General features: G+C 60.2%; 18 protein-coding genes and 4 tRNA genes. 18 read left to right on the top strand and 4 right to left on the bottom strand.

The features are described from left to right. Nucleotides 1–101: 101 nt before the first annotated feature. Together AC3IUE_RS10660 and AC3IUE_RS10665 are read right to left on the bottom strand one after the other, a co-directional pair. A complete protein-coding gene (locus AC3IUE_RS10660; protein WP_489267240.1) occupies nucleotides 102–1652 on the bottom strand; it encodes an MDR family MFS transporter in 1551 nt (516 codons plus the stop codon). After that, the gene (locus AC3IUE_RS10665) at nucleotides 1642–2691 is read right to left on the bottom strand and encodes an HlyD family secretion protein (RefSeq protein WP_489267242.1); all 1050 of its coding nucleotides are present in this window, start codon (nucleotides 2689–2691) and stop codon (nucleotides 1642–1644) included. The genes AC3IUE_RS10660 and AC3IUE_RS10665 overlap by 11 nt, the downstream gene beginning before the upstream one ends. Nucleotides 2692–2910: 219 nt before the next feature. On the opposite strand from AC3IUE_RS10665, the gene gltX reads away from it, so the two are divergent. The 9 genes from gltX to AC3IUE_RS10710 all read left to right on the top strand — a co-directional run bounded on the left by gltX (nucleotide 2911) and on the right by AC3IUE_RS10710 (nucleotide 8425). After that, on the top strand, nucleotides 2911–4392 hold the full coding sequence (gene gltX / locus AC3IUE_RS10670; protein ID WP_046047745.1) for a glutamate--tRNA ligase: 1482 nt from the start codon (nucleotides 2911–2913) through the stop codon (nucleotides 4390–4392). Between the two features lie 284 nt (nucleotides 4393–4676). Continuing rightward, nucleotides 4677–4752 (top strand) — tRNA-Ala (locus AC3IUE_RS10675). A 79-nt stretch (nucleotides 4753–4831) separates the two neighbouring features. Further along, nucleotides 4832–4907: transfer RNA gene (locus tag AC3IUE_RS10680), tRNA-Glu, on the top strand. Nucleotides 4908–4960: 53 nt separating this feature from the next. Beyond that, nucleotides 4961–5036: transfer RNA gene (locus AC3IUE_RS10685), tRNA-Ala, on the top strand. Between the two features lie 80 nt (nucleotides 5037–5116). Beyond that, a tRNA-Glu gene (locus tag AC3IUE_RS10690) sits at nucleotides 5117–5192 on the top strand. Nucleotides 5193–5375: 183 nt separating this feature from the next. Beyond that, nucleotides 5376–5915, top strand: a complete 540-nt coding sequence (locus AC3IUE_RS10695) for a TetR/AcrR family transcriptional regulator (RefSeq protein WP_008151286.1) — start codon at nucleotides 5376–5378, stop codon at nucleotides 5913–5915. Between the two features lie 31 nt (nucleotides 5916–5946). Beyond that, nucleotides 5947–6780 carry an alpha/beta fold hydrolase gene (locus AC3IUE_RS10700; RefSeq protein ID WP_489267244.1) on the top strand — a complete coding sequence of 278 codons (834 nt, stop codon included), beginning with the start codon at nucleotides 5947–5949 and terminating at the stop codon, nucleotides 6778–6780. Between the two features lie 48 nt (nucleotides 6781–6828). After that, a complete protein-coding gene (locus tag AC3IUE_RS10705; RefSeq protein ID WP_489267246.1) occupies nucleotides 6829–7284 on the top strand; it encodes an acyl-CoA thioesterase in 456 nt (151 codons plus the stop codon). A 181-nt stretch (nucleotides 7285–7465) separates the two neighbouring features. After that, complete coding sequence (locus AC3IUE_RS10710) at nucleotides 7466–8425, top strand: tRNA dihydrouridine synthase (RefSeq protein WP_489267248.1); 960 nt, start codon at nucleotides 7466–7468, stop codon at nucleotides 8423–8425. A 306-nt stretch (nucleotides 8426–8731) separates the two neighbouring features. Here AC3IUE_RS10710 and AC3IUE_RS10715 read toward each other — a convergent pair whose 3' ends face one another. Both AC3IUE_RS10715 and AC3IUE_RS10720 read right to left on the bottom strand, forming a co-directional pair. Continuing rightward, nucleotides 8732–12010, bottom strand: a complete 3279-nt coding sequence (locus AC3IUE_RS10715; RefSeq protein ID WP_489267250.1) for an EAL domain-containing protein — start codon at nucleotides 12008–12010, stop codon at nucleotides 8732–8734. A 65-nt stretch (nucleotides 12011–12075) separates the two neighbouring features. Continuing rightward, nucleotides 12076–12966, bottom strand: coding sequence for a LysR family transcriptional regulator (locus AC3IUE_RS10720; protein ID WP_008151271.1), 891 nt, complete (start codon nucleotides 12964–12966; stop codon nucleotides 12076–12078). Between the two features lie 146 nt (nucleotides 12967–13112). On the opposite strand from AC3IUE_RS10720, the gene leuC reads away from it, so the two are divergent. The 9 genes from leuC to AC3IUE_RS10765 all read left to right on the top strand — a co-directional run bounded on the left by leuC (nucleotide 13113) and on the right by AC3IUE_RS10765 (nucleotide 24565). After that, entirely contained in the window at nucleotides 13113–14531 is a 1419-nt protein-coding gene (leuC, locus tag AC3IUE_RS10725; RefSeq protein WP_008151269.1) for a 3-isopropylmalate dehydratase large subunit, read from the top strand. A gap of 10 nt (nucleotides 14532–14541) precedes the next feature. Continuing rightward, the gene (gene leuD / locus AC3IUE_RS10730) at nucleotides 14542–15186 is read left to right on the top strand and encodes a 3-isopropylmalate dehydratase small subunit (RefSeq protein ID WP_024164598.1); all 645 of its coding nucleotides are present in this window, start codon (nucleotides 14542–14544) and stop codon (nucleotides 15184–15186) included. Between the two features lie 146 nt (nucleotides 15187–15332). Next, the gene (locus AC3IUE_RS10735; protein WP_461997660.1) at nucleotides 15333–16100 is read left to right on the top strand and encodes a class I SAM-dependent methyltransferase; all 768 of its coding nucleotides are present in this window, start codon (nucleotides 15333–15335) and stop codon (nucleotides 16098–16100) included. 72 nt (nucleotides 16101–16172) lie between these two features. After that, nucleotides 16173–17255 carry a 3-isopropylmalate dehydrogenase gene (gene leuB / locus AC3IUE_RS10740; protein WP_056744397.1) on the top strand — a complete coding sequence of 361 codons (1083 nt, stop codon included), beginning with the start codon at nucleotides 16173–16175 and terminating at the stop codon, nucleotides 17253–17255. 69 nt (nucleotides 17256–17324) lie between these two features. Continuing rightward, nucleotides 17325–18437 (top strand): aspartate-semialdehyde dehydrogenase, encoded by a 1113-nt coding sequence (gene asd / locus AC3IUE_RS10745; RefSeq protein ID WP_033061853.1) that lies wholly within the window; start codon nucleotides 17325–17327, stop codon nucleotides 18435–18437. Nucleotides 18438–18691: 254 nt separating this feature from the next. Next, nucleotides 18692–19702 carry an aspartate-semialdehyde dehydrogenase gene (locus AC3IUE_RS10750; protein WP_489267255.1) on the top strand — a complete coding sequence of 337 codons (1011 nt, stop codon included), beginning with the start codon at nucleotides 18692–18694 and terminating at the stop codon, nucleotides 19700–19702. Between the two features lie 207 nt (nucleotides 19703–19909). Then, nucleotides 19910–22747 (top strand): FimV/HubP family polar landmark protein, encoded by a 2838-nt coding sequence (locus AC3IUE_RS10755; protein WP_489267256.1) that lies wholly within the window; start codon nucleotides 19910–19912, stop codon nucleotides 22745–22747. A 309-nt stretch (nucleotides 22748–23056) separates the two neighbouring features. Next, nucleotides 23057–23881, top strand: coding sequence for a tRNA pseudouridine(38-40) synthase TruA (gene truA / locus AC3IUE_RS10760; protein ID WP_046047735.1), 825 nt, complete (start codon nucleotides 23057–23059; stop codon nucleotides 23879–23881). 63 nt (nucleotides 23882–23944) lie between these two features. Beyond that, nucleotides 23945–24565 (top strand): phosphoribosylanthranilate isomerase, encoded by a 621-nt coding sequence (locus AC3IUE_RS10765; protein ID WP_489267258.1) that lies wholly within the window; start codon nucleotides 23945–23947, stop codon nucleotides 24563–24565. The last annotated feature ends 2 nt before the right edge of the window (nucleotides 24566–24567 follow it).

The raw sequence follows: 24567 nt of genomic DNA on the forward strand, positions 1-24567 counted from the left end.
TGTGGTGCCTGTCAGGCCCCCATCGCGAGCAAGCTCGCTCCCACAGGGATCACGCTGAACCTTGTGGGAGCGAGCTTGCTCGCGATGGGGGCGCCGCGGTCTCAATGTGCTTCCCCAGCCTTCAATCCCTCCGGTAACGCTTTGGTCAACAACACCGCCAGCATGCTGATCCCCAGCGCAATCCCGACAAAGTGAAACGCATCGTTGTAAGCCATGATCGACGCCTGCTGATGCGCAATTTCACTGAGCTTGCCCAACGCTGCCGTCTCACTGCCAAACCGATCCGTCAGCGAGGTCATGCGCTCGGCCACCTGCGGGTTGGTCGGCACAATCGCTTCACGCAAATAATCAAAGTAAGTCTTGGTTCGCGCATCCAGCAACGTGGCGAGGAGGGCGATGCCGATCGCGCCGCCGAGGTTGCGCAGGATGTTGAACAGGCTCGATGCCGACCCCGCGTCCTGCGGCAGAATGTACGCCGTGGCGATCAGCGAGATGGTCACCATGATCAGCGGCTGGCCCAGCGCGCGGATGATCTGGATTTGATTGAACTGCGGCCCGGCGAAGTCCGGGTTCAACACCCCCGATGAAAAACTCGCCAAACCAAACAGCCCGAAACCCAACGTGCACAGCCATTTCGGCGAGACGTATTTCATCAGCTTCGGCACCAGCGGAATCAGAAACAGCTGCGGCACGCCCATCCACATGATCACTTCGCCGATCTGCAAGGCGTTGTAGTTCTGGATCTGCGCCAGGTACAGCGGCAACAGGTAGATCGAGCCGTACAATCCGACACCCATCCCGACACTGGAAATACTCGATAAACCAAAGTTTCGATTGCGCAGGATGCCGAGGTTGATCAGCGGATTGGGCTTGGACGTCTGCACGATCACAAAGGTGATCAGGCTGACGAGCGCAATGCTGCCCAGGGTGACGATCAGGCTCGATTCCAGCCAGTCCTTGCGATGGCCTTCTTCCAAAAACACCTGCAAACAACCGAGGCCGACGCCCAGCGTGAGAATGCCCAGGTAGTCGGTGCTTTTCAGCAGTTCCCAGTGAGCTTCTTTCTTCTCCAGGCCGTACATCAGGCCGGCGATCATGATCAGCCCCGGCGGAATGTTGATGTAGAAGATGTATTCCCAGCCCCAATTCTCGGTCAACCAACCGCCGAGGGTCGGGCCGATGGAGGGCGCGAACGTTGCGGTCATGGCAAACATCGCCATGCCTTTGGCACGGTGGTGTTCGGGGAGTTTGATCAGGGTGAGGGTAAATGCCAGCGGGATCAGCGCGCCGCCGGTGAAGCCCTGCAAGGCACGGAAGACGATCATGCTTTCCAGGCTCCACGCCATGGAGCAGAGCAGGGACGCGGCAAGAAACCCGAGGGACACCCACACCGCCAGCCGCCGCGCCGAGAGCAACTGCACCAGCCACGCCGTCAGCGGAATCATGATGATTTCCGCCACCAGGTACGAGGTGGAAATCCACGAGCCTTCTTCCAAGGTGGCTGACAGCGCGCCTTGAATATCCTTGAGCGACGAGTTGGTGATCTGGATGTCGAGCACCGCCATGAAGGCGCCGAGCATCACGCTCATGACCGCGATCCAGTCCCGCCGGGTCGGCTCGCCGACCGGGCGGATCAGTTGATCACCGGCCATCGTCAGGGGCGTCTTTAATGTTCACTTTGGCGGTGACCGACATGCCCGGACGAATCTTGCCTTGCAGCGGATTGTTCGCGGCGAAGGTCAGTTTTACCGGAATCCGTTGTACGACTTTGGTGAAGTTGCCGGTGGCATTGTCCGGCGGCAACAGGCTGAACTGCGCGCCCGAGGCGGCAAACAGGCTGTCGACTCGCGCATCGATTGGCATGTCGCTGTAGGCATCGAATGTCAGTTCGGCTTTTTGGCCGGGCTGCATGTGACCAATCTGGGTTTCCTTGAAGTTGGCCTGAATCCAGATGTCCTGATCCGGGACGATCGACATCAGGTAAGCACCTGCCTGCACATACTGGCCTTCGCGGGCGGCGCGCTGGCCGATCAGGCCGCTGATGGGCGCGTGGATTTCGCTGCGGGTCAGGTTCAGTTCGGCCTGGGCCAGATCGGTTTTGGCGTTGGCGATCATGGCGTCGAGGCGTTTGATCTCGGCGGCCAGGGAGTTGATTTGTTGGCGCTGACTTTGGGCGTCCGCCTGGGCCTTGGTCACTTGCGAGCGGGCGATGTGGTTGTCGGCGGAGAGGGTGGTCACCCGTTCTTCTGAGACATAGCCGGGTTTGCGCAGGGTTTGCGCGCGAGACAAGTCGATCTGCGAACGACCGAGGCTGGCCTGGCTGGACGCGACTTGCGCGTCGCTGGCGGCAATCAGGCTGGCTTGCTGGGTGAGTTTGCTCTGGGCTTGCAGGCGTTCTGCCTGGCGGGTCGCGAGGGTAGCGTTGGCGCGGTCGACGGCGAGGTGGAAGTCATCGCCTTCGAGCTTGATCAGCAACTGGCCTTTCTCGACGTGCTGATTGTCCTGCACCAGCACCTGTTCGATGCGCGCGCCCAATTGACTCGACACACGGGTGATCTCGCCCTGGACGTAAGCGTTGTCGGTGCTTTCATAGAATCGCCCCTTGAAGAACCACTGGGCAAAAAAGCCCCCGGCAACCAGCAGGACGATCAATAGGAAAATAAACAGGCGACGCTTGAGTTGGGCAGGCATGGGCAGACTGTAGTCGAGAAATTGTAAGGGAAGTTATCAGCGGTCAAATCTGGCATACAGCGAATGATGGGTAAATGCCATCGGCTGATAATCGGCCATTCACCAAGGCTAGAGCGCGTTGTAGACGCAACCTTGGCTTAAATGCCCTGCTCACTGGAGCCGGGCGGGCAACGCCTGTTACCATTCGCCCTTTGTTTTATCTTCATTTCGAGACTTGCCATGACCACCGTCCGCACTCGCATCGCGCCATCGCCTACCGGGGACCCCCACGTAGGTACCGCTTACATCGCTTTGTTCAACTACTGCTTTGCCAAGCAGCACGGCGGTGAGTTCATCCTGCGGATCGAAGACACCGACCAATTGCGTTCGACCCGCGAGTCCGAACAACAGATTTTCGACGCCCTGCGCTGGTTGGGTATCGACTGGAGCGAAGGCCCGGATGTTGGCGGCCCGCACGGTCCTTACCGTCAGAGCGAGCGTGGCGACATTTATCAGAAGTATTGCCAGCAACTGGTCGAGATGGGCCACGCTTTCCCGTGCTTCTGTACCGCCGAAGAGCTGGACCAGATGCGCGCCGAGCAAATGGCCCGCGGCGAAACCCCGCGTTACGACGGCCGTGCGCTGTTGCTGTCCAAGGAAGAAGTCGATCGTCGTCTGGCCGCCGGCGAGCCGCACGTGATCCGCATGAAAGTGCCGAGCGAAGGCGTTTGCGTCGTTCCAGACATGCTGCGTGGCGACGTCGAGATCCCATGGGATCGTATGGACATGCAAGTGCTGATGAAGACAGACGGCCTGCCGACGTACTTCCTGGCCAACGTGGTCGATGATCACCTGATGGGTATCACCCACGTTCTGCGTGGCGAAGAGTGGCTGCCATCGGCGCCGAAACTGATTCTGCTGTACGAGTACTTCGGCTGGGAACAACCCGAGCTGTGCTACATGCCGCTGCTGCGTAACCCTGACAAGAGCAAGCTGTCCAAACGCAAGAACCCGACCTCGGTGACGTTCTACGAGCGCATGGGCTTCATGCCGGAAGCGATGCTCAACTACCTCGGTCGCATGGGCTGGTCGATGCCGGACGAGCGCGAGAAGTTCTCGCTGCAGGAAATGGTCGACAACTTCGACCTGAGCCGCGTCTCCCTCGGCGGGCCGATTTTTGACGTCGAGAAGCTGTCGTGGCTCAACGGCCAATGGCTGCGTGACCTGCCGGTGGAAGAGTTCGCTTCGCGCCTGCAAACATGGGCGCTGAACCCGGAATACATGATGAAGATAGCGCCGCACGTGCAGGGTCGGGTTGAAACCTTCAGCCAGGTCGCACCGCTGGCCGGTTTCTTCTTCGCCGGTGGCGTGAACCCGGACGCCAAGCTGTTTGAATCCAAGAAGCTGTCGGGCGATCAGGTGCGTCAGTTGATGCAGTTAATCCTGTGGAAGCTGGAAAGCCTGCGTCAGTGGGAGAAAGACAGCATCACCGCAACGATTCAAGCGGTGGTCGAATCCCTGGAGCTGAAGTTGCGTGACGCCATGCCGCTGATGTTTGCCGCGATCACTGGCCAGGCCAGTTCGGTATCGGTGCTCGATGCGATGGAGATTCTTGGCCCGGACCTGACCCGTTTCCGTCTGCGCCAGGCGATCGACCTGCTGGGCGGCGTGTCGAAGAAGGAAAACAAGGAGTGGGAAAAACTGTTGGGCAACATCGCCTGATCCACTCCGTTCCCGTGTAGCAGCTGCCGAAGGCTGCGTTGGGCTGCGCAGCGGCCCTTTGTGGCCGCTACACATTCTGTCTGAAAGGGCAGGGTGGCCGAATCGCGAGTGCTGCGCACTCGAACGCAGCCTGCGGCAGCTGCTACAGGGACGGATCTGGCCTCGGATTTACGGGGTTCGGCGGTAAGTGATTGTTATGTCGGCAAAAAACTTTGAAATATTTTAAAAATAAGTTTGACAGCCTTCCGATGCGCCATTAAGATTCGCCCCGTCCTCAGCGATGAGGGGCTATAGCTCAGCTGGGAGAGCGCTTGCATGGCATGCAAGAGGTCGACGGTTCGATCCCGTCTAGCTCCACCAATTTACACTTCAAGGTCTGGCCACACCGGCTTTGAAGCGATCACCACTCAGCGGTGATCTGTTGTATAGAAGGGTTTGCGTCCCCTTCGTCTAGTGGCCTAGGACACCGCCCTTTCACGGCGGTAACAGGGGTTCGAGTCCCCTAGGGGACGCCAGTTTTACAGAAGCGATGTTGCAAGATGTCGCTCCGCCGCGAGGCGAAAAATCCGGGGCTTTAGCTCAGCTGGGAGAGCGCCTGCATGGCATGCAGGAGGTCAGCGGTTCGATCCCGCTAAGCTCCACCAATTTTACAGTTCAAGGTCTGGCCACACCGGCCTTGAATCGATCAGCTCTCAGCACTGATCAGTTGTATAGAAGGTTTTGCGTCCCCTTCGTCTAGTGGCCTAGGACACCGCCCTTTCACGGCGGTAACAGGGGTTCGAGTCCCCTAGGGGACGCCACGATTACCCGCTCTGCGGGATTTTATAAGGGTCATTCAATTATTGAATGGCCCTTTTGTTTGTCTGGCGTTTGGCCAAATCCCTCATTTCTTTCAAACTGTTCTTCAGACCAGCGGTCACATCCACGACTTGCGTAAAATTATTATGAGAATAATATTCTAGTCGTAATATTCGGAGGCAACGATGAACGATAAAAAAGCTCAAACCCGCGAACGCATCCTCAAGGCTGCCAGCGCAGCGCTGATTCAGCGCGGCCCGGCCGAACCGAGCGTGGGCGAAGTGATGGGCGCGGCCGGCCTGACTGTCGGCGGCTTCTACGCGCACTTCGAAAGCAAGGACGCGATGATGCTGGAAGCGTTCAAGCAACTGCTCGGTCATCGCCGTGGCTTGATCGCCGACATGGACGCCGAATTGACCGGCGAAGAGCGTCGCGCGTTGGTTGCTGCGTTTTATCTGTCACGCAAACACCGTGATTCCTCTGATTCGGCGTGCCCGATTCCGGCTTCGGTCGGTGAGCTGGGCCGCCTGCCGGACGCGTTTCGCGTGGCGTTGAATGAACATGTGGAAATGATGGTCGCGCAGTTGGCGGCCAGCCCGGAAGACACCGACAAAGCTTTGGCCGACATGGCCTTGATGGTCGGTGGTTTGGCTTTGGCTCGCGCGTTGGGGCCAGGAGAATTGTCCGATCGATTGCTGCGCGCCGCCAAGTCTGCGGTGCTGTGACCTAAAAGCATTAGCCTGAGGAGTGAGAGCGATGAGCACGTTGAAGTGGGTTCGTAGCGTTAATGGCACCTTGGGCTGGTTCGCACCGAAACTGGTCGCGAGCAAAATGCGACTGGCATTCATGACGCCGCGGGAACTGCCGCCGCGTGATTGGGAATTGCCGCTGCTGGCGAAGTCCGAGCGAATCACCCTGCGCTTCGGCCTCTCGGCGCTGCGTTGGGGGCAAGGCCCCGCGGTGTTGCTGATGCACGGTTGGGAAGGCCGGCCGACGCAGTTTGCCAGCCTCATCACCGCGTTGGTCGATGCCGGTTACACCGTGGTTGCGCTGGACGGTCCGGCTCACGGTCGCTCGCCGGGTCGCGAAGCCAATGTGGTGCTGTTCGCCCGGGCCATGCTTGAAGCCGCTGCCGAGTTGCCGCCGCTGCAAGCCGTCATCGGCCACTCCATGGGCGGCGCCAGTGCCATGCTTGCCGTTCAGTTGGGCTTGCGTACCGAAACCCTGGTCACTATCGCTGCCCCGGCGCGAATTCTCGGCGTGTTGCGCGGTTTCGCACGCTATGTGCGGCTGCCACCGAAGGCCCGCTCGGCGTTCATTCGTCAGGTCGAAAGAGACGTCGGCATGCGCGCTGCGGCGCTGGATGTCGCGCACTATCAACTCGACATGCCCGGCCTGATCGTTCACGCCGAAGATGACTGCTACGTTCCGGTCAAGGAATCGCAGCTGATCAACGAGGCCTGGTTCGACAGCCGTTTACTGCGCCTGGAAACGGGTGGTCATCAACGGGTGCTGGCTGACCCTCGGGTGATCGAAGGCGTTCTCTCGTTGCTGGCCGGTCGCAGTCTGCAATCGCGCCAATCGGCCTGAGCATCCGTTACACTGCCCCGGTGAAAATTTTCTGACCGGGAGTGGGGCATGGGCTGGGATCGGGCAACGCCATTTATCATTGATCTGGAAGTCGGCGCAGAGGACATCGATGGGCTGGGTCACGCGAACAACGCGGTGTACGTGACCTGGCTCGAACGCTGTGCCTGGCGCCACTCCCAGCGCCTTGGCCTGGACCTGGTCGAATATCGTCGACTGGATCGGGCGATGGCGGTGGTGCGGCACGAGATCGATTACCTGGCGGCCGCCTATGAAGGCGATGAGTTGCAATTGGCGACCTGGATCGTCGATTGGGATCAGCGCCTGAAAATGACCCGACACTTCCAGTTGAAGCGCCCCAGCGACAACACCACATTGCTGCGAGCCCAAACCACCTTCGTTTGCATCGAACTGTCGACCGGCAAGCCCAAGCGCATGCCCGTGGAGTTCATCGAGGGCTATGGCCCGGCGTTGTTGTCGCAAAATCTCGAAGCATCCAAAATCTAATGTGGGAGCGACGGTGCGACGATTCGACCTGCTCGCGATAGCGTTGTGTCAGCCAACAGTGATGCTGCTGATGCACCGCTATCGCGAGCAGGCTCACTCCCACAGGGGAATCTGCGATGTTCTGCAGATTTTCCGCGCAATCCAGTAAACTGCCGCACGTTTTTCGTTGAGTGTGTTTTTCATGCAAATTGCTTTGGCGCCCATGGAGGGGTTGGTCGACAACATCCTGCGGGACGTGCTGACCCGTGTGGGCGGTATCGATTGGTGCGTGACCGAGTTCATTCGGATCAACGATCAACTGCTTACGCCTGCCTATTACCACAAGTTCGGCCCGGAGCTGTTGACCGGCGCCCGCACCGCATCCGGTGTGCCGCTGCGGGTGCAGCTGCTCGGTTCCGATCCGGTATGCCTGGCGGAAAACGCCGCGTTGGCCTGCGAACTGGGTTCCGAGGTCATCGACCTGAACTTCGGCTGCCCGGCCAAAACCGTGAACAAGTCCCGTGGCGGTGCGGTGCTGCTCAAAGAGCCTGAACTGCTGAACCAGATCGTCGAACATGTCCGTCGTGCCGTTCCGGCGCACATTCCGGTGACTGCCAAGATGCGCCTCGGTTTCGACAGCCCCGACGGTGCGCTGGTGTGTGCCACGGCCCTGGCCGAAGGTGGCGCGGCGCATATCGTGGTTCACGCGCGGACCAAAACCGACGGCTACAAGCCGCCAGCCCACTGGGAGTGGATCCCCCGGGTGCAGGATGTGGTCAAGGTGCCGGTGTTCGCCAATGGCGACATCTGGAGCGTCGAAGACTGGCGTCGTTGCCGCGAAATCAGCGGTGTCGAGGACATCATGCTCGGTCGCGGCCTGGTGTCGCGCCCGGACCTGGCACGGCAAATCGCAATGGCGCGGGCCGGTGAGGACGTCGTCGAGATGAGCTGGGCCGAGCTGCTGCCATTGATTCAGGACTTCTGGCTGCAAGCCAAGGCGCAAATGACGCCACGCCAATCGCCGGGTCGCCTGAAGCAGTGGCTGGCGATGCTGACCCGCAATTATCCCGAAGCGGTCGAGCTGTTCACCGTGCTGCGTCGCGAGACAGAGCTGGATCAGGTCTCGCGTTTACTGGGTCTTCAGGTGTCCGAAGCAGCCTGAAAAAATCTGTAAGTAATCTCTTGAAAAGCGAAGCCGCCCTGAGCAACGGTTTGTTGAGCATCGACCTGTTGCGGGTGAAACAGGTGTAAACCTATTTCAGGACTAGACGCCGTCATCTCGAACTTAACGCACGTTCCGTAGCAGCTGCCGAGCAGCGCGAGGCTGCGTCCGGCTGCGAAGCAGTCGTGGGTTCAGACGACGCGGTGTTTCAGTTAAAACTCGCTTGCAGGTTTTACGACTGCTTCGCAGCCGGACGCAGCCTCGCGCTGCTCGGCAGCTGCTACAAGAGTTTCATGCGCTTCGGCGTTATTTGAGGAGCTTTTGGAATTCCTCCACCGGCAGCGGCGGGCTGTGCAAATACCCCTGATAAAAATGGCAGCCCAGCCCCTGCAAGAATTCCAGCTGCTCCGGCGTCTCTACCCCTTCGGCAATCACTTTCAATTCCAGGCTGCGGGCCATGGCAACGATGGCGCGGATGATCTCGGCGTCGTTGGGGTCGGTGGTGGCGTCGCGGATGAACGATTGGTCGATTTTCAGGGTGTCGACCGGCAGACGCTTGAGGTAGGTCAGCGAGGAATAACCGGTGCCGAAGTCGTCCATGGCAAAACTCACGCCGAGTTTTTTCAGGCTACGCATTTTGTTGATGGTGTCTTCCAGGTTCTGGATCACGATGCCTTCGGTGATTTCCAGTTTCAGCAGCGAGCAGGGCAGACCGTGGCTGGCGAGGCTGTGTTCGATGCGTTCGACAAAGTCATTCTGACGAAATTGCCGCGGGCTGATGTTCACGCACAGGCTGAAGTCCAGCGGATCGACCAGGCCCTTGGCGATCAGTTGTTTGAAAGCGCTGCAGGCTTCGTCGACAATCCAGGTACCCACTTCCAGTATCAGTCCGCTGTCCTCCAGTACCTTGATGAACTCGGTGGGCGATTGCGCGCCGAGGTCCGGATGGTTCCAGCGCACCAGCGCCTCGGCACCGACGATGCGGTCGTTCCGGGCGTCCACCTGAGGCTGGTAGTGCACGCGGAACTCACCCCGGGAAAGGGCCAGGCGCAGGTCGGTTTCCATGCGCAAGCGTTCGCTCGCCGCCTTCTGCATGGTGTTGTGGTACATCTGCGCGGTGTTGCGGCCCGAATCCTTGGCCCGGTAGAGGGCGATGTCGGCGCGCTTGAGCAGGTCAGTCGGGGTCGAACCGTGATCGGGAATCAGCGCGATGCCGATGCTCGGGGTTACTTGCAGGCGTTGTCCGTCGAGGAACATCGGCTCCGACAGCAGTTCACGCAAGGTGTCCGCCAGTTGCAGGACTTGCTCGCTGACGTCGTTGCGCGAGCCTTCGAGCCCGCTGAGCAGCACCACGAATTCGTCACCGCCCAAACGCGCGACGGTGTCTTCCATGCGCACGCTGGCTTCGAGGCGCGCGGTGATGATTTTCAGAACGGTATCGCCCACCGGATGACCGAGCGAATCATTGATGTGCTTGAAGTGATCAAGGTCGAGAAACATCAGGGCGCCGCGCAGGTTGTGGCGCTTGAGCAGGGCAATTTGCTGACTCAGGCGATCCATCAGCAGGGCGCGGTTGGGCAGGTTGGTCAGCGGGTCGTGGTAGGCCAGGTGACGGATCTGCGCTTCGGCGTTTTTCAGCAGGCTGACGTCCCGCGCGGTCAGCAGCAGGCAGGCGGTTTCGTTGAGGGTGATCGGTTCTACCGAGACTTCGACGGTCAGCAACTCGCCGCGTTTATTGCGCCCGAGCATTTCCTGGTGGTGCACCCGACCCTTGATCTGGAGTTCGGCGAGCAGCGCCGAACGTTGTTTTTCCTCGGCCCAGATGCCGACCTGATACACCGTGCGACCGACCACTTCTTCGGCGCGGTAGCCGGTCAGGCGGCAGAAGCCATCGTTAACCTCCAGATAACGCCCGGTGTCGCGCTCGGTGATGGTGATCGCATCGGGGCTTGAGTGGAACGCCTTGGCGAACTTCTCTTCGCTGGCCTTGAGCGCGGCTTCCGAGCGTTGTTGCTGAGTGATATCGCGCAGGGTGGTGACGATGCATGGCTGCTCGCCGACGCTGATCTGGCGGCTGGAAATCACGCAGGTCAGGGCTTGCCCGTCTTTGTGCTGAACGAGGATCGCCACGTTGTTCAGACCCTGTTCACGGATGACCTGCTCGATGCGTCGCAGGCTTTGCGCCGATGCGTCCCATAGACCGATTTCGTCGGCGCTGCGGCCAATCACGTCGGCGGCGCTCCAGCCGAAGGTCTGGGTGAAGCTGGAGTTGATCTCGATAAATTGGCCGGTGTCCTGACGGGTCACGCAAATCGGGTCCGGACTGACCTGGAACAGGGTGGCGAACTTCTCTTCGGACGCTACCAGCAGTTGCTCCCGCTCTACCTGATCGGTGATGTCGAGCAGGGTACCGGCCATGCGCAGCGGGACACCGTTTTCATCGCGATAGAGTCGGGCGCGGCTTTCCAGGAAGCGCGAGCTACCGTCCGGCAGTTGCACGCGGTAGGTCAGTTGATAATTGCCGGCAGGGCCTTCTCGCAGGCTGCGATAGGCGTCGCGCATGGTGTCGCGCTCTTCGCCGGGCACGCCTTCGAAAAAATCGTCGAAGGATTCATGGAAAGGTATGGGGTCCAGCCCATGCAACTGGGCGGCGCGAGCCGAGCCGTACAGCATGCCACTGGGAATGTGCCAGTCCCAGGTGCCGAGTTGCGCTGAATCCAGCGCCAGGTCGAGGCGCTCCTGGCTGTCTTTCAGGGCATGTTCGGCGGCTTTGCGTTCGGTGGTGTCAAGGAACGTACTCAGCAGATAAGGCTGACCTTCGAGCTCGACCTTTTGCGCGCTGAGGATGCCGTCGTGGATCTGGCCGTTGCTGGCACGAAATTGCACCTCCATGCTGACCAGTTCGCCCTTGGCCTTGGTGGCTGTGACGAGTTGCGCCCGTTGCTCCGGATGCACCCAGAGGCCCAGTTCCAGAGTAGTGCGACCAATAGCGTTCTGTACCGGCCAGCCAAACAGGCTTTCGAAATACTGGTTGGCTTCGCTGATCAGGCCGTCTTCCTGGCGAGTCAGCAGCACCATGTTCGGACACAGGTGGAACAGCGTGGCAAAGCGTTTTTCCGAGCTGCTCAACGCCTGTTCGCGCTGGCGCTGGTGGGTTATTTCGCGGATGACGCCAATCATGCGTGGCCGACCGTGCTTGTCCGGCAGCAGGCTGCCGTTGATCTCCAGCCAGTGCAGGCTGCCGTCGGGCCAGCGGATGCGGTGATGCATCGCCTGTTCCAGCGGGGCGCCGGCGATCACCGCGTCGAAGGCGCGAATGGTTTTCGCCCGATCCTCTGGCGGCAGCAAGTCGAGGTATTCCAGATCCGCCGGCAGCGGTTGCCGGGGATCGAAGCCGAACAGCGCCTGGGTACCCCGCGACCAACTGATCTGCCCGCGTTCGATGTCCCAATACCAGGCGCCCAAACGTGCACCGTTGAGGGCGGCCAGCAATTGTGGGGCGCTTTCCCAGCTCTGCTCGGACCGTTTTGGGTCAAGCGCCTGTATACGCGGCATCGTCGGAATACGGTCAACAGATTTCGGCATTGGCAAGCCTTGGCTGAGTGGGGTGTCAGGATCAGTGACTCGAGGCTCTATAGACGTAGCACAGCTTAGCCGAGAGTCCCTGGCAGATCGATTTGTGCATCCAGCAAGGCCATGAAGGCTCGCGCCGCATTCGACAGCGTCCTTTCTGTGTGCAGGATATAGCCTAGCTGGCGAGTGAGTTGTATGCCTGGTAAAGGTATTCGCGCAACCTGATCATCAAGCATAGTGCGCGGCAACACGCTCCAGGCCAGGCCGATCGAGACCATCATCTTGATGGTTTCCAGATAATTCGTGCTCATGGCGATGTTCGGCGTCAGGCCTTGAGCTTCGAACAGACGCCGGACGATGTGGTGAGTAAAGGTGTTGCCGCCGGGGAAAACCGCCGGGTGCAGGGCAATGTCCGCCAGGCTGACCGGGCCGTGACTGATCAGTGAGTGCTCCGGCGCGACCACGAAGTCCAGCGGGTCGTCCCACACCGGCGTGGCCTTGACCAGTGCGTGGGGCTCCGGCGCCAGGGTAATGACCGCCAGTTCGGCGCGGCCATGGAGGATTTCTTCGTAGGCCACTTCCGAATCGAGGAACTGAATATCCAGCGCCACTTGCGGGTAACGTCGGGTGAACTCCCTTAATAAGGGGGGCAAGCGGTGCAGGCCGATGTGGTGGCTGGTGGCCAGGGTCAGGCGGCCCGTCACTTCACCGGTCAGGTTGGTCAGGGCGCGACGGGTGTCGTCCAGCACATTCAGAATCTGATAGGCCCGCGGCAGCAAGGCGCGTCCGGCCTCGGTCAGACTGACTTCACGGCCCAGGCGATCGAACAGGCGCACCTTCAATTGCTGCTCCAGTCCGGCAATGCGCTTGCTGATGGCCGGTTGCGTCAGGTGCAGCCGTTCGCCTGCGCCGGAGAAGCTCCCGGTCTCGGCAATCGCGATAAATGCATTGAGGTTGGCGAGGTCCATTGCAGTATTCCAGTTGGTTATCCAAAGCATGAAAAATATGAATTTGAGTTATTTAATGTAACCCCCTAGGATCGACCTCACAAGCCAAGGGGTTATTGAATTTCTCAAGATCCAGGGCATAGAAACACGCTGATGAGGACCGTCTGATGGCCGGCAAAACGCTTTACGACAAGCTTTGGGATTCCCATGAAGTGAAACGGCGCGACGATGGGTCGTCGCTGATCTATATCGACCGCCACATCATCCATGAAGTGACTTCGCCCCAAGCTTTCGAAGGCCTGCGACTGGCCGGGCGCAAGCCTTGGCGCGTCGACTCGATCATCGCCACCCCGGACCACAACGTACCGACCACTCCTGATCGCAAGGGCGGCATCGAAGCGATTACCGACCAGGTCTCGCGTTTGCAGGTTCAGACCCTCGATGACTACTGCGATGAATATGGCATCACCGAATTCAAAATGAATGACGTGCGTCAGGGCATCGTTCACGTGATCGGTCCGGAGCAGGGTGCCACCTTGCCGGGCATGACCGTGGTCTGCGGCGACTCGCACACCTCGACCCACGGCGCGTTTGGCGCATTGGCCCACGGCATCGGGACTTCCGAGGTCGAGCACGTGTTCGCCACGCAGTGTCTGGTGGCGAAGAAAATGAAAAACATGCTGGTGTCGGTCGAGGGCAAATTGCCGTTCGGCGTGACCGCCAAGGACATCGTTCTCGCGGTGATCGGCAAGATCGGCACCGCCGGCGGTAACGGCCACGCCATCGAGTTCGCCGGCAGTGCCATTCGCGACTTGTCCGTCGAAGGCCGCATGACCATCTGCAACATGTCCATCGAAGCCGGCGCCCGTGTTGGCCTGGTGGCTGCTGACGAAAAAACCGTGGCTTACGTCAAGGGCCGTCCATTTGCTCCGAAAGGCGCGGAATGGGACATGGCGGTCGAAGCCTGGAAAGACCTGGTGTCCGACGCCGATGCGGTGTTCGACACCGTCGTCGAGCTCGACGCCACTCAGATCAAGCCGCAAGTCAGCTGGGGCACTTCGCCCGAGATGGTCCTGGCGGTTGATCAGAACGTGCCGGACCCGGCGAAAGAAATGGACCTGGTCAAACGCGGTTCCATCGAACGCGCCTTGAAATACATGGGTTTGAGCGCCAATCAGGCGATCACCGACATTCAACTGGACCGCGTCTTCATTGGTTCCTGCACCAACTCGCGGATCGAAGACTTGCGCGCTGCGGCGGTGATCGCCAAGGGCCGTAAAGTCGCTTCGACCATCAAGCAAGCCATCGTGGTGCCGGGCTCGGGCCTGGTGAAGGCGCAAGCCGAGGCCGAAGGCCTGGACAAGATTTTCCTCGAGGCCGGTTTCGAGTGGCGTGAACCGGGTTGCTCGATGTGCCTGGCGATGAACCCGGACCGTTTGGAGTCGGGCGAGCATTGCGCTTCGACTTCCAACCGCAACTTCGAAGGGCGTCAGGGCGCCGGTGGCCGTACGCACCTGGTCAGCCCGGCCATGGCCGCGGCGGCTGCCGTCCACGGTCGTTTCATCGACGTTCGCGAACTGATCTGAGGAACCGCACATGAGAGCTTTTACCCAACACACCGGTTTGGTCGCGCCATTGGACCGTGCCAACGTCGACACCGACCAGATCATTCCGAAGCAGTTCTTGAAGTCGATCAAGCGCACCGGTTTTGGTCCGAACCTGTTCGACGAATGGCGTTACCTGGACGTGGGCTACGCCTACCAGGACAACTCCAAGCGTCCGCTGAACAAGGATTTCGTGCTCAACGCCGAGCGTTATCAAGGCGCCAGCGTGCTGCTGGCCCGCGAGAACTTCGGTTGCGGCTCCAGCCGTGAACACGCGCCGTGGGCGCTGGAAGAGTACGGTTTTCGCAGCATCATCGCGCCGAGCTACGCCGACATCTTCTACAACAACAGCTTCAAGAACGGCTTGCTGCCGATCATCTTGACCGACGCTGAAGTGGATGAATTGTTCCAGCAGGTCGAGGCGAATCCTGGCTATGAGTTGACGGTTGATCTGCAAGCCCAGACCGTGACCCGGCCTGATGGCAAGGTCTACAGCTTTGAGCTTGACGAGTTCCGCAAGCATTGCCTGGTCAACGGCCTGGACGACATCGGCCTGACTTTGCAGGACCATGAAGCGATTGCGGCGTTTGAAGCCAAACACCGTGCGAGCCAGCCGTGGTTGTTTCGCGACGTTTGATTTTGCGTAAGGCGACATGACGCCATCGCGAGCAAGCTCGCTCCCACAGGGATTTTGCGGCGTACACAAAACCCTGTGGGAGCGAGCTTGCTCGCGATGAGGCCTGGATAGGCACCACAAGGCTAAACCCCAAAAAGGAAGTCCATATGACCAGCAACGCCCAGCACAGCCAAGTCGTACAAAAGCAATTCGGTGAACAAGCCTCAGCCTATCTGAGCAGCGCCGTACACGCTCAGGGCACCGAATTTGCGCTGCTACAGGCTGAACTGGCAGGGCAGGGCGATGCCCGTGTGCTGGACCTGGGCTGCGGCGCCGGTCACGTGAGTTTTCACGTGGCCTCACTGGTGAAAGAAGTGGTGGCCTACGACCTGTCGCAGCAGATGCTCGACGTGGTGGCCGGTGCCGCCGTCGATCGCGGTCTGACCAACGTGTCTACCGTGCTGGGCGCCGCCGAGCGCCTGCCGTTTGCCGACGGTGAGTTCGATTTCGTCTTCAGCCGTTATTCGGCGCACCATTGGAGCGATCTTGGCCTGGCCCTGCGAGAGGTTCGCCGGGTGCTGAAGCCGGGCGGCGTGGCGGCGTTCGTCGACGTGTTGTCACCGGGCAGTCCGTTGTTCGACACTTACCTGCAAAGCGTCGAAGTGCTGCGCGACACCAGCCATGTGCGCGATTATTCCGCCGGCGAGTGGTTGCGTCAGGTCAGCGAAGCGGGGTTGCATACCCGTAGCACTACGCGCCAACGCCTGCGTCTGGAGTACACCTCCTGGGTCGAGCGCATGCGCACACCAGAGGTAATGCGCGCGGCAATCCTCGAGTTGCAGCAATCGATGGGCAATGAAGTACGCGAATATTTTGAGATTGAGGCCGATGGTTCGTTCAGTACCGATGTGCTGGTGCTGATGGCTGAACGATAAGCGCTGAACGATAGAATTTTTCCCGGCTAGCCCGTGACCCACGGGCGCACCGACTGATGACATGAGGAAAGCATGAGCAAGCAGATTCTGATTCTCCCAGGCGACGGTATTGGCCCGGAAATCATGGCCGAAGCGGTCAAGGTGCTGGAACTGGCCAACACCAAGTACAGCCTGGGCTTCGAGCTGAGCCATGACGTGATCGGTGGCGCTGCCATCGACAAACACGGCGTGCCGCTGGCTGACGAAACCCTGGACCGTGCACGCGCGGCCGACGCTGTACTGCTCGGCGCCGTGGGCGGCCCGAAATGGGACACCATCGAGCGTGACATTCGCCCTGAGCGCGGCCTGCTGAAAATCCGTGCGCAACTGGGCCTGTTCGGCAACCTGCGTCCGGCGATCCTGTACCCGCAATTGGCCGAGGCTTCGAGCCTGAAGCCTGAAATCGTTGCTGGCCTGGACATCCTGATCGTCCGTGAACTGACCGGCGGTATCTACTTCGGCGCACCACGCGGTACCCGCACCCTGGAAAACGGCGAGCGTCAGGCTTACGACACCCTGCCGTACAGCGAAAGCGAAATCCGCCGTATCGCCCGTGTCGGTTTCGACATGGCCATGGTGCGCGGCAAGAAGCTGTGCTCGGTGGACAAGGCCAACGTACTGGCCTCCAGCCAACTGTGGCGTGAAATCGTCGAACAAGTGGCCAAGGATTACCCTGAAGTCGAACTGAGCCACATGTACGTCGACAACGCCGCCATGCAGCTGGTGCGTGCACCGAAGCAATTCGACGTGATCGTCACCGACAACCTGTTCGGCGACATTCTTTCCGACCAAGCGTCGATGCTCACCGGTTCCATCGGCATGCTGCCGTCGGCGTCGTTGGATACCAACAACAAAGGCATGTACGAGCCGTGCCACGGTTCGGCGCCGGACATCGCTGGCAAAGGCATTGCCAACCCGTTGGCGACCATTTTGTCGGTGTCGATGATGCTGCGTTACAGCTTCAATCTGCAGGATGCGGCCGATGCGATCGAGAAGGCCGTCAGTCTGGTATTGGACCAAGGCCTGCGCACTGGCGACATCTGGTCGGCCGGTTGCACTAAAGTCGGTACGCAGGAAATGGGCGACGCAGTAGTCGCCGCGCTGCGGAATCTGTAATCTCTCGGGCCCGCTGCAACTTTCACTCTTGAAAGCAGCGGCCCACTTTTTAAAGAAGGTGTAGTTGCGATGAAACGTGTAGGTCTGATCGGTTGGCGCGGTATGGTCGGTTCCGTGCTCATGCAGCGGATGCTGGAAGAGCAGGATTTCGATCTTATTGAGCCGGTGTTTTTCACCACTTCCAATGTCGGTGGCCAAGGCCCGTCCGTGGGCAAGGACATTGCTCCGCTCAAGGACGCTTACAGCATTGATGAGCTGAAAACCCTCGACGTGATTCTGACCTGCCAGGGTGGCGACTACACCAGCGAAGTTTTCCCGAAACTGCGCGAAGCCGGCTGGCAGGGTTACTGGATCGACGCCGCTTCCAGTCTGCGCATGCAGGATGACGCGGTGATCGTGCTGGACCCGGTGAACCGCAAGGTCATCGACCAGCAGCTCGACGCGGGCACCAAGAACTACATCGGCGGCAACTGCACCGTCAGCCTCATGCTGATGGGGCTGGGCGGTCTGTTTGAAGCCGGTCTGGTCGAGTGGATGAGTGCCATGACCTATCAGGCGGCCTCCGGTGCCGGTGCGCAGAACATGCGCGAACTGATCAAGCAAATGGGCGCGACCCACGCCGCTGTCGCCGATCAACTGGCCGACCCGGCCAGCGCGATCCTCGACATCGATCGCCGTGTGGCCGAAGCCATGCGCAGCGACGCGTACCCGACCGAAAACTTTGGCGTACCGCTGGCCGGCAGCCTGATCCCGTGGATCGACAAGGAACTGCCGAACGGTCAGAGCCGCGAAGAGTGGAAAGCTCAGGCCGAGACCAACAAGATCCTCGGTCGCTTCAAGAGCCCGATCCCGGTCGATGGCATCTGCGTGCGTATCGGTGCCATGCGCTGCCACAGCCAGGCGCTGACCATCAAACTGAACAAAGATGTGCCGATCGCCGACATCGAAGGGCTGATCAGCCAGCACAACCCTTGGGTCAAACTGGTGCCGAACAGCCGCGAAGCCAGCATTCAGGAACTGAGCCCGACGAAAGTCACCGGCACCCTGAACGTACCGGTTGGCCGTCTGCGCAAGCTGAACATGGGCACGCAGTACGTCGGCGCGTTCACCGTCGGCGACCAACTGCTGTGGGGCGCGGCTGAACCGCTGCGTCGCATGCTGCGGATCCTGCTTGAGCGTTGATCGATTGAAGCAATGAACGAACCCGTGCCTTGAAAGAGGTGCGGGTTTTTTTATACCCAACAGTCTGATGTCGATAAGTTGTCTGTACCGGCCCCTTCGCGAGCAGGCTCGCTCCCACAGTTGATCGCGGTCTAATGTGGGAGCGAGCCTGCTCGCGAAGGGGCCGGGTCTGCCTGCGCAGATCCCAGCCGAATTGCCTGTGCGCCAACCACCCGGTAAAGTGCCGCTCCCCCCGTTTCGCCAGAGGTAGAACCATGAGCCAGTCCTTTGATATTGCCGTGATCGGCGCCACCGGTACTGTCGGCGAAACGCTCGTGCAGATTCTCGAAGAGCGCGACTTCCCTGTCGGCAATCTGCACCTGCTCGCCAGCAGCGAATCGGCCGGGCATTCGGTGCCGTTTCGCGGCAAGAACGTGCGGGTGCGGGAGGTCGATGAGTTCGACTTCAGTAAAGTCCAGCTGGTGTTCTTCGCGGCCGGCCCAGCGGTAACCCTGAGTTTCGCTTCGCGTGCCACGGCCGCCGGTTGCTCGCTGATCGACTTGTCCGGCGCCTTGCCGGCTGATCAGGCGCCACAAATCGTGCCTGAAGCCAACGCGCAGGTGCTGGTCGGTTTGAAAAAGCCGTTCCAGGTCAGCAGTCCAAGCCCTTCGGCCACCACACTGGCGGTAGTGCTCGCGCCGTTGCTCGGTTTGCTCGACCTGCAACGCATCAATTTGACCGCCAGTCTGGCCGTGTCTGCCCAGGGCCGCGAAGCCGTCACCGAGCTGGCACGGCAAACGGCCGAGTTGCTCAACGTGCGTCCGCTGGAGCCGACCTTCTTCGATCGGCAGATGGCCTTCAACCTGCTGGCGCAAGTGGGCAAGCCTGATGAGCAGGGTCACACGCTGCTGGAAAAACGCCTGGTACGCGAGCTGCGTCAGGTCATGGCGCTGCCTTTATTAAAGATTTCCGTCACTTGCATTCAAGCCCCGGTGTTTTTTGGCGATAGCTTTAACGTGACCTTGCAGTCATCGAGCGACATCGACCTGGGAAAAGTCAACGCCGCCCTGGAAGACGCGCCCGGTATCGAGCTGGTGGAAGCCGGCGATTACCCGACACCGGTAGGCGATGCGGTAGGGCAGGACGTGGTCTACGTTGGTCGGGTTCGCAGCGGGATCGACGACCTGTCGGAACTTAATTTGTGGCTGACGTCAGATAACGTACGCAAAGGCGCAGCGCTCAATGCTGTGCAGGTGGCTGAATTGTTGATAAAAGACCTGCTGTAAAAGATACTTGGCAACAATTTGTCGAATGAATCCAGCCGGGCGCTATGCTTGGCCGGACTGCTGAAGGCGGGCTCCCTCCGGGGCTTTGCGTGGCATGAATGAAATGATCGCGCGCGACGACTCTTCGCCGCCGCGCGCAATGCCTTACGGCAGCGACTATCAACACCTTCTCGCTGGCCGAGGAATGTTCAAACAAAGGATGAGGCTATGGTTCAAGTTCGCAAACTGGTGTTAGCAATAGCGGCCGCCTCGGCGCTGTCCTCCGGTATGGCGCATGCCCTCGGGCTTGGGGAATTGACCCTGAAGTCGACGCTGAACCAGCCCTTGGTGGCGGAAATCGAGTTGCTCGACGTCAAGGACCTCACCGCTGCCGAATTGGTGCCGAGCCTGGCTTCGCCCGAAGATTTCGCCAAGGCCGGTGTCGACCGCCAGGCGTTTCTCAATGACCTGACCTTTACCCCGGTGCTCAACGCCAGCGGTAAAAGCATCCTGCGTGTGACATCCAGCAAACCACTCTCCGAACCGATGGTGAAATTCCTGGTCCAGGTGATGTGGCCTAACGGTCGCCTGCTGCGCGATTACAGCGTGCTGCTCGATCCGTCCAAATTCTCGCCGCAAACCGCTGATGCGGCTGCGCAGCCTGCACCGACGCAAACCGTCACCGCACCGGTGACCGGTGGCACCAAACCAACCCAATACACCACCGCGCCGCGCGATACCCTGTGGGAAATCGCTGAGAAGGCGCGCAATGGCGGCTCGGTCCAGCAAACCATGCTGGCCATCCAGGCGTTGAACCCGGATGCCTTTATCGACGGCAACATCAACCGGTTGAAGGCTGGTCAGGTGCTGCGTCTGCCGGATCAGGCGCAGAGCACCAGCCTGCCGCAACCGAAAGCCATTGCTGTAGTCTCCGCGCAGAACACCGCGTGGCGTCAGGGTCGTCGCTATGTGGCGAAGCCCGGGACCGGACAGCAGCAGCTCGATGCCACCAAACGCGCTCGCGGTGAAGGCCCTTCGTCGCAAGCGGCGACAGACAAGCTGAGTCTGGTTTCTGCCGAATCCGGCAAGGCCGGTGGCAAAGGCGCTGCGGGTGACGCCAAGAACTTGAGCAACAAGCTGGCCGTGACCAAGGAAAGCCTCGACACGAGCCGTCGTGACAACGCTGAACTGAAAAGCCGCGTGACCGATCTGCAAAGTCAGATGGACAAGCTGCAACGCCTGATCGAGCTGAAGAACAATCAACTGGCCAAGTTGCAGGCTGAAGGCGCGGCGGATGCGCCGGCACCCGGTGCGACCACTCCGGCCATGTCAGCCGAACTGGCGGCCAACCCTGCCGCAACAGCGCCTGCGGACGCGGCTCCGGCTGCACCTGAGGCTGCTGCGCCCGAGGCCACTCCAGCTCCGGCCGAGAAGCCAGTCGAGCCGACGCCGGCAGCATCCGACGATCAGCAATTTAAAGAACTGCTGACCAATCCGTGGCTACTGGGTCTGGCAGGTGGCGGGGCAGTAGTGGCGCTGTTCCTGCTGTTGTTGCTGGCGCGTCGCCGCAAAGCCCAGCAAGAAGCCGAGAAGCATTTGCGCATGGCCCGTGACTTGGCCGAGGAGCAGGCGTTCTCCGCTGAACTCGACCTGCCAAAAGGCATCTTCGATGACCTGGAAGTGCCGCCGCCAAGCGTGAAGCTCGCTACCGCGCCAACCCCAACACCAACACCACCGCCTGCACCAGCCCCGGCGCCGGTAATTGCTCCGGTTGTGGTAACGCCGCCGATCGCCGCGCCACTGGTATCGCCTGCTGGCGAACGCGACGACGACGTACTGAGCAAGGCTCAGTCGCACATCGCTGCCGGTCGTCTGAATCAGGCGGCTGCCTTGCTGGAAGACGGGATCAAGCAAGAGCCGCAACGCAGTGACCTGCGGCTCAAACTGATGGAAGTCTACGGTCAGCAAGGCGACCGCGATGCATTCGTTGCCCAGGAACGCCAATTGGTGGCCAACGGTGACAACTTTGCTCAGGTCGAAAAACTCAAGAGCCGCTTCCCAGGCATGGTCATTGCGGCAGCCGGTGGTATCGCAGCCGCTGCGATCGCTGCCGAACTGGACGCGCAATACGTCAAGGACCTGCTGCTGGACGAGCCTGAAGCGCCGGCACCGGCAGTGCCCGATGACTTCGAAAGTGCCTTCGATTTGAGCCTGGATGATCTGGAATCTGCCACTCCGGCAGTGGTTGCACCAGAGGCAGAGGCAGCGCCCGATGACTTCGACAGTGCCTTCGATTTGAGCCTGGATGATCTGGAAGCTGCCTCTCCGGCGGTGGTTGCACCAGAAGCAGAGGCAAAGTCCGATGACCTCGACAGTGCTTTCGATTTAAGCCTGGATGATCTGGAAGCTGCCTCTCCGGCAGTGGTTACACCAGAACCAGTACCAGAAGCAGAACCAGTGTCTGCGGCTGAGCTGGACGAGTTCCCGCTGGACGACGACTTGAGCTTCGAGTCGGTGTTGCAGCAGCAGACCGATATCAAGGAAAACCTCGATGACCTGTCGGACTTCGACCTGGATATGGATCTTGGTGGGGATGCCTCGCCAGCGACCCTGGCCGAAGACGACTTCCTGTTGAGTCTGGATGAAGGCGTCAAGGACCTGGATTTACCTACCGCTGAAGCGCCGGCTGTTCCCGAAGTTGCGCTGGACGATCTGGAGCTGCCAGCCGATTTCGACTTGTCGCTGGCGTCCGAAATGGACGCGCCAGAGGCTCCGGATGCGTTTGCCGCCGAACTGGATGACGTCAACGCCGAACTGGATCGTCTGTCCCAGAGTCTTGGCGAGCCGAGCTTCACGGCGGAAGACGCCATGGCCTCCGCAGCTGACGAGCCGGAATTCGATTTCCTATCCGGCACTGACGAAGTCGCGACCAAACTCGATCTGGCCCAGGCCTACATCGACATGGGCGACGCCGACGGCGCTCGGGACATCCTCAATGAGGTGGTGACCGAGGGTGATGCAGGTCAGAAGAGCGAAGCCAAGGAAATGCTTTCGCGTCTGGCTTGATTGATCGGTAAGGCGTAAACAAAACGGCAGCCATTGAGGCTGCCGTTTTTGTTTCAGCCGGTAGCGCGTTGGTGTCTGTCGGGCCGTCTTCGCGAGCAGGCTCGCTCCCACAGGGATTGGCGTCGAACACAAATAGTTTGAGCAACGCCGATCCCTGTGGGAGCGAGCTTGCTCGCGATGAGGGCATCACATTCAACGCAGTACCACCTGTTGCACTGGCGTCCCCGTCCGGCGGCCTTATAATGCCCGCCTTTGCGTACATCAGCAGGCTGTCACTCCTTGGCAAATATAGATAATCCGGCCGCCGAAATGGTGGCCGACGGCTTTTTCCGGATCGCGTTGGGCGTTGAATACAAAGGCTCGCGCTATCGCGGCTGGCAGCGCCAGGCCTCCGGCGTACTCACCGTGCAGGAAACCCTCGAAAAGGCCTTGTCCAAAGTCGCCGACTCACCGGTGTCGCTGCTCTGCGCCGGGCGTACGGATGCCGGTGTGCATGCGTGCGGTCAGGTGGTGCATTTCGATACTCAGGTCGAGCGTTCGATGAAAGCCTGGGTCATGGGCGCCAATATCAATTTGCCTCACGACGTCAGTGTCAGCTGGGCCAAGGTCATGCCGGCGCATTTTCATGCGCGGTTCAAGGCGATTGCCCGGCGCTATCGCTACGTGATCTACAACGATCAGATCCGCCCGGCGCACCTGAACGAAGAAATCACCTGGAACCACCGTCCGCTGGACGTCGAGCGCATGGCCGAGGCGGCGCAGTACCTGGTCGGCACTCACGACTTCAGCGCTTTCCGTGCCGGTCAGTGTCAGGCCAAGTCGCCGATCAAGGAGCTGCATCACCTGCGCGTCACGCGCCACGGCAAGATGATCGTGCTGGACATCCGCGCCAGCGCCTTCCTGCACCACATGGTGCGCAACATTGCTGGCGTGCTGATGACCATCGGTGCCGGCGAGCGCCCGGTGGAGTGGATGAAAGAGGTGCTTGAGAGCCGAATTCGCCGTTCCGGCGGGGTGACGGCGCATCCGTACGGCCTGTACCTGGTGCAGGTCGAGTACCGCGACGAGTTCGAATTGCCCGAGCGTTACATCGGGCCGCACTTCCTGACCGGTTTCTCGGAACTTGACGGCTGACGCCCTCGAACGCTTTTGTTACCATCCGGGACTTTCTCGGATTTACCTTGGGGTTCTATCGACATGTCGGCCGTTCGCAGCAAGATTTGTGGGATTACCCGCATAGAAGATGCGTTGGCGGCGGTTGAGGCCGGGGCTGATGCGATCGGATTTGTGTTCTACGCCAAAAGCCCGCGGGCCGTGACGTTTCAGCAGGCGCGCTCGATCATCAAGGCGTTGCCGCCGTTCGTGACCACCGTAGGGTTGTTCGTCAACGCCAGCCGCTGCGAGTTGGGAGAAATCCTCGACGCCGTGCCGCTGGACCTGTTGCAGTTCCATGGCGACGAAACCGCAGCCGAGTGCGAAGAATGGAATCGTCCGTACATCAAGGCGCTGCGGGTCAAGGCCGGTGACGATATCGCGGCTGCGTGCGATGCGTTTCCAAGTGCCAGCGGTATCCTGCTCGACGCCTACGTTGAAGGTGTACCCGGTGGAACCGGTGAAGCGTTTGACTGGTCTCTGATACCGCAAGGCTTGAGCAAACCGATCATCCTGGCGGGTGGCTTGACGCCGGACAACGTCTCCGAGGCGATTACAAGGGTTCGGCCTTATGCCGTGGACGTCAGCGGTGGGGTGGAGGCGAGCAAGGGCATCAAGGATCACGCAAAGATTCAGGCATTCATTAAAGCGGTACGCAGTAGCTGATG

The organism is Pseudomonas sp. GL_093 (assembly GCF_057837605.1).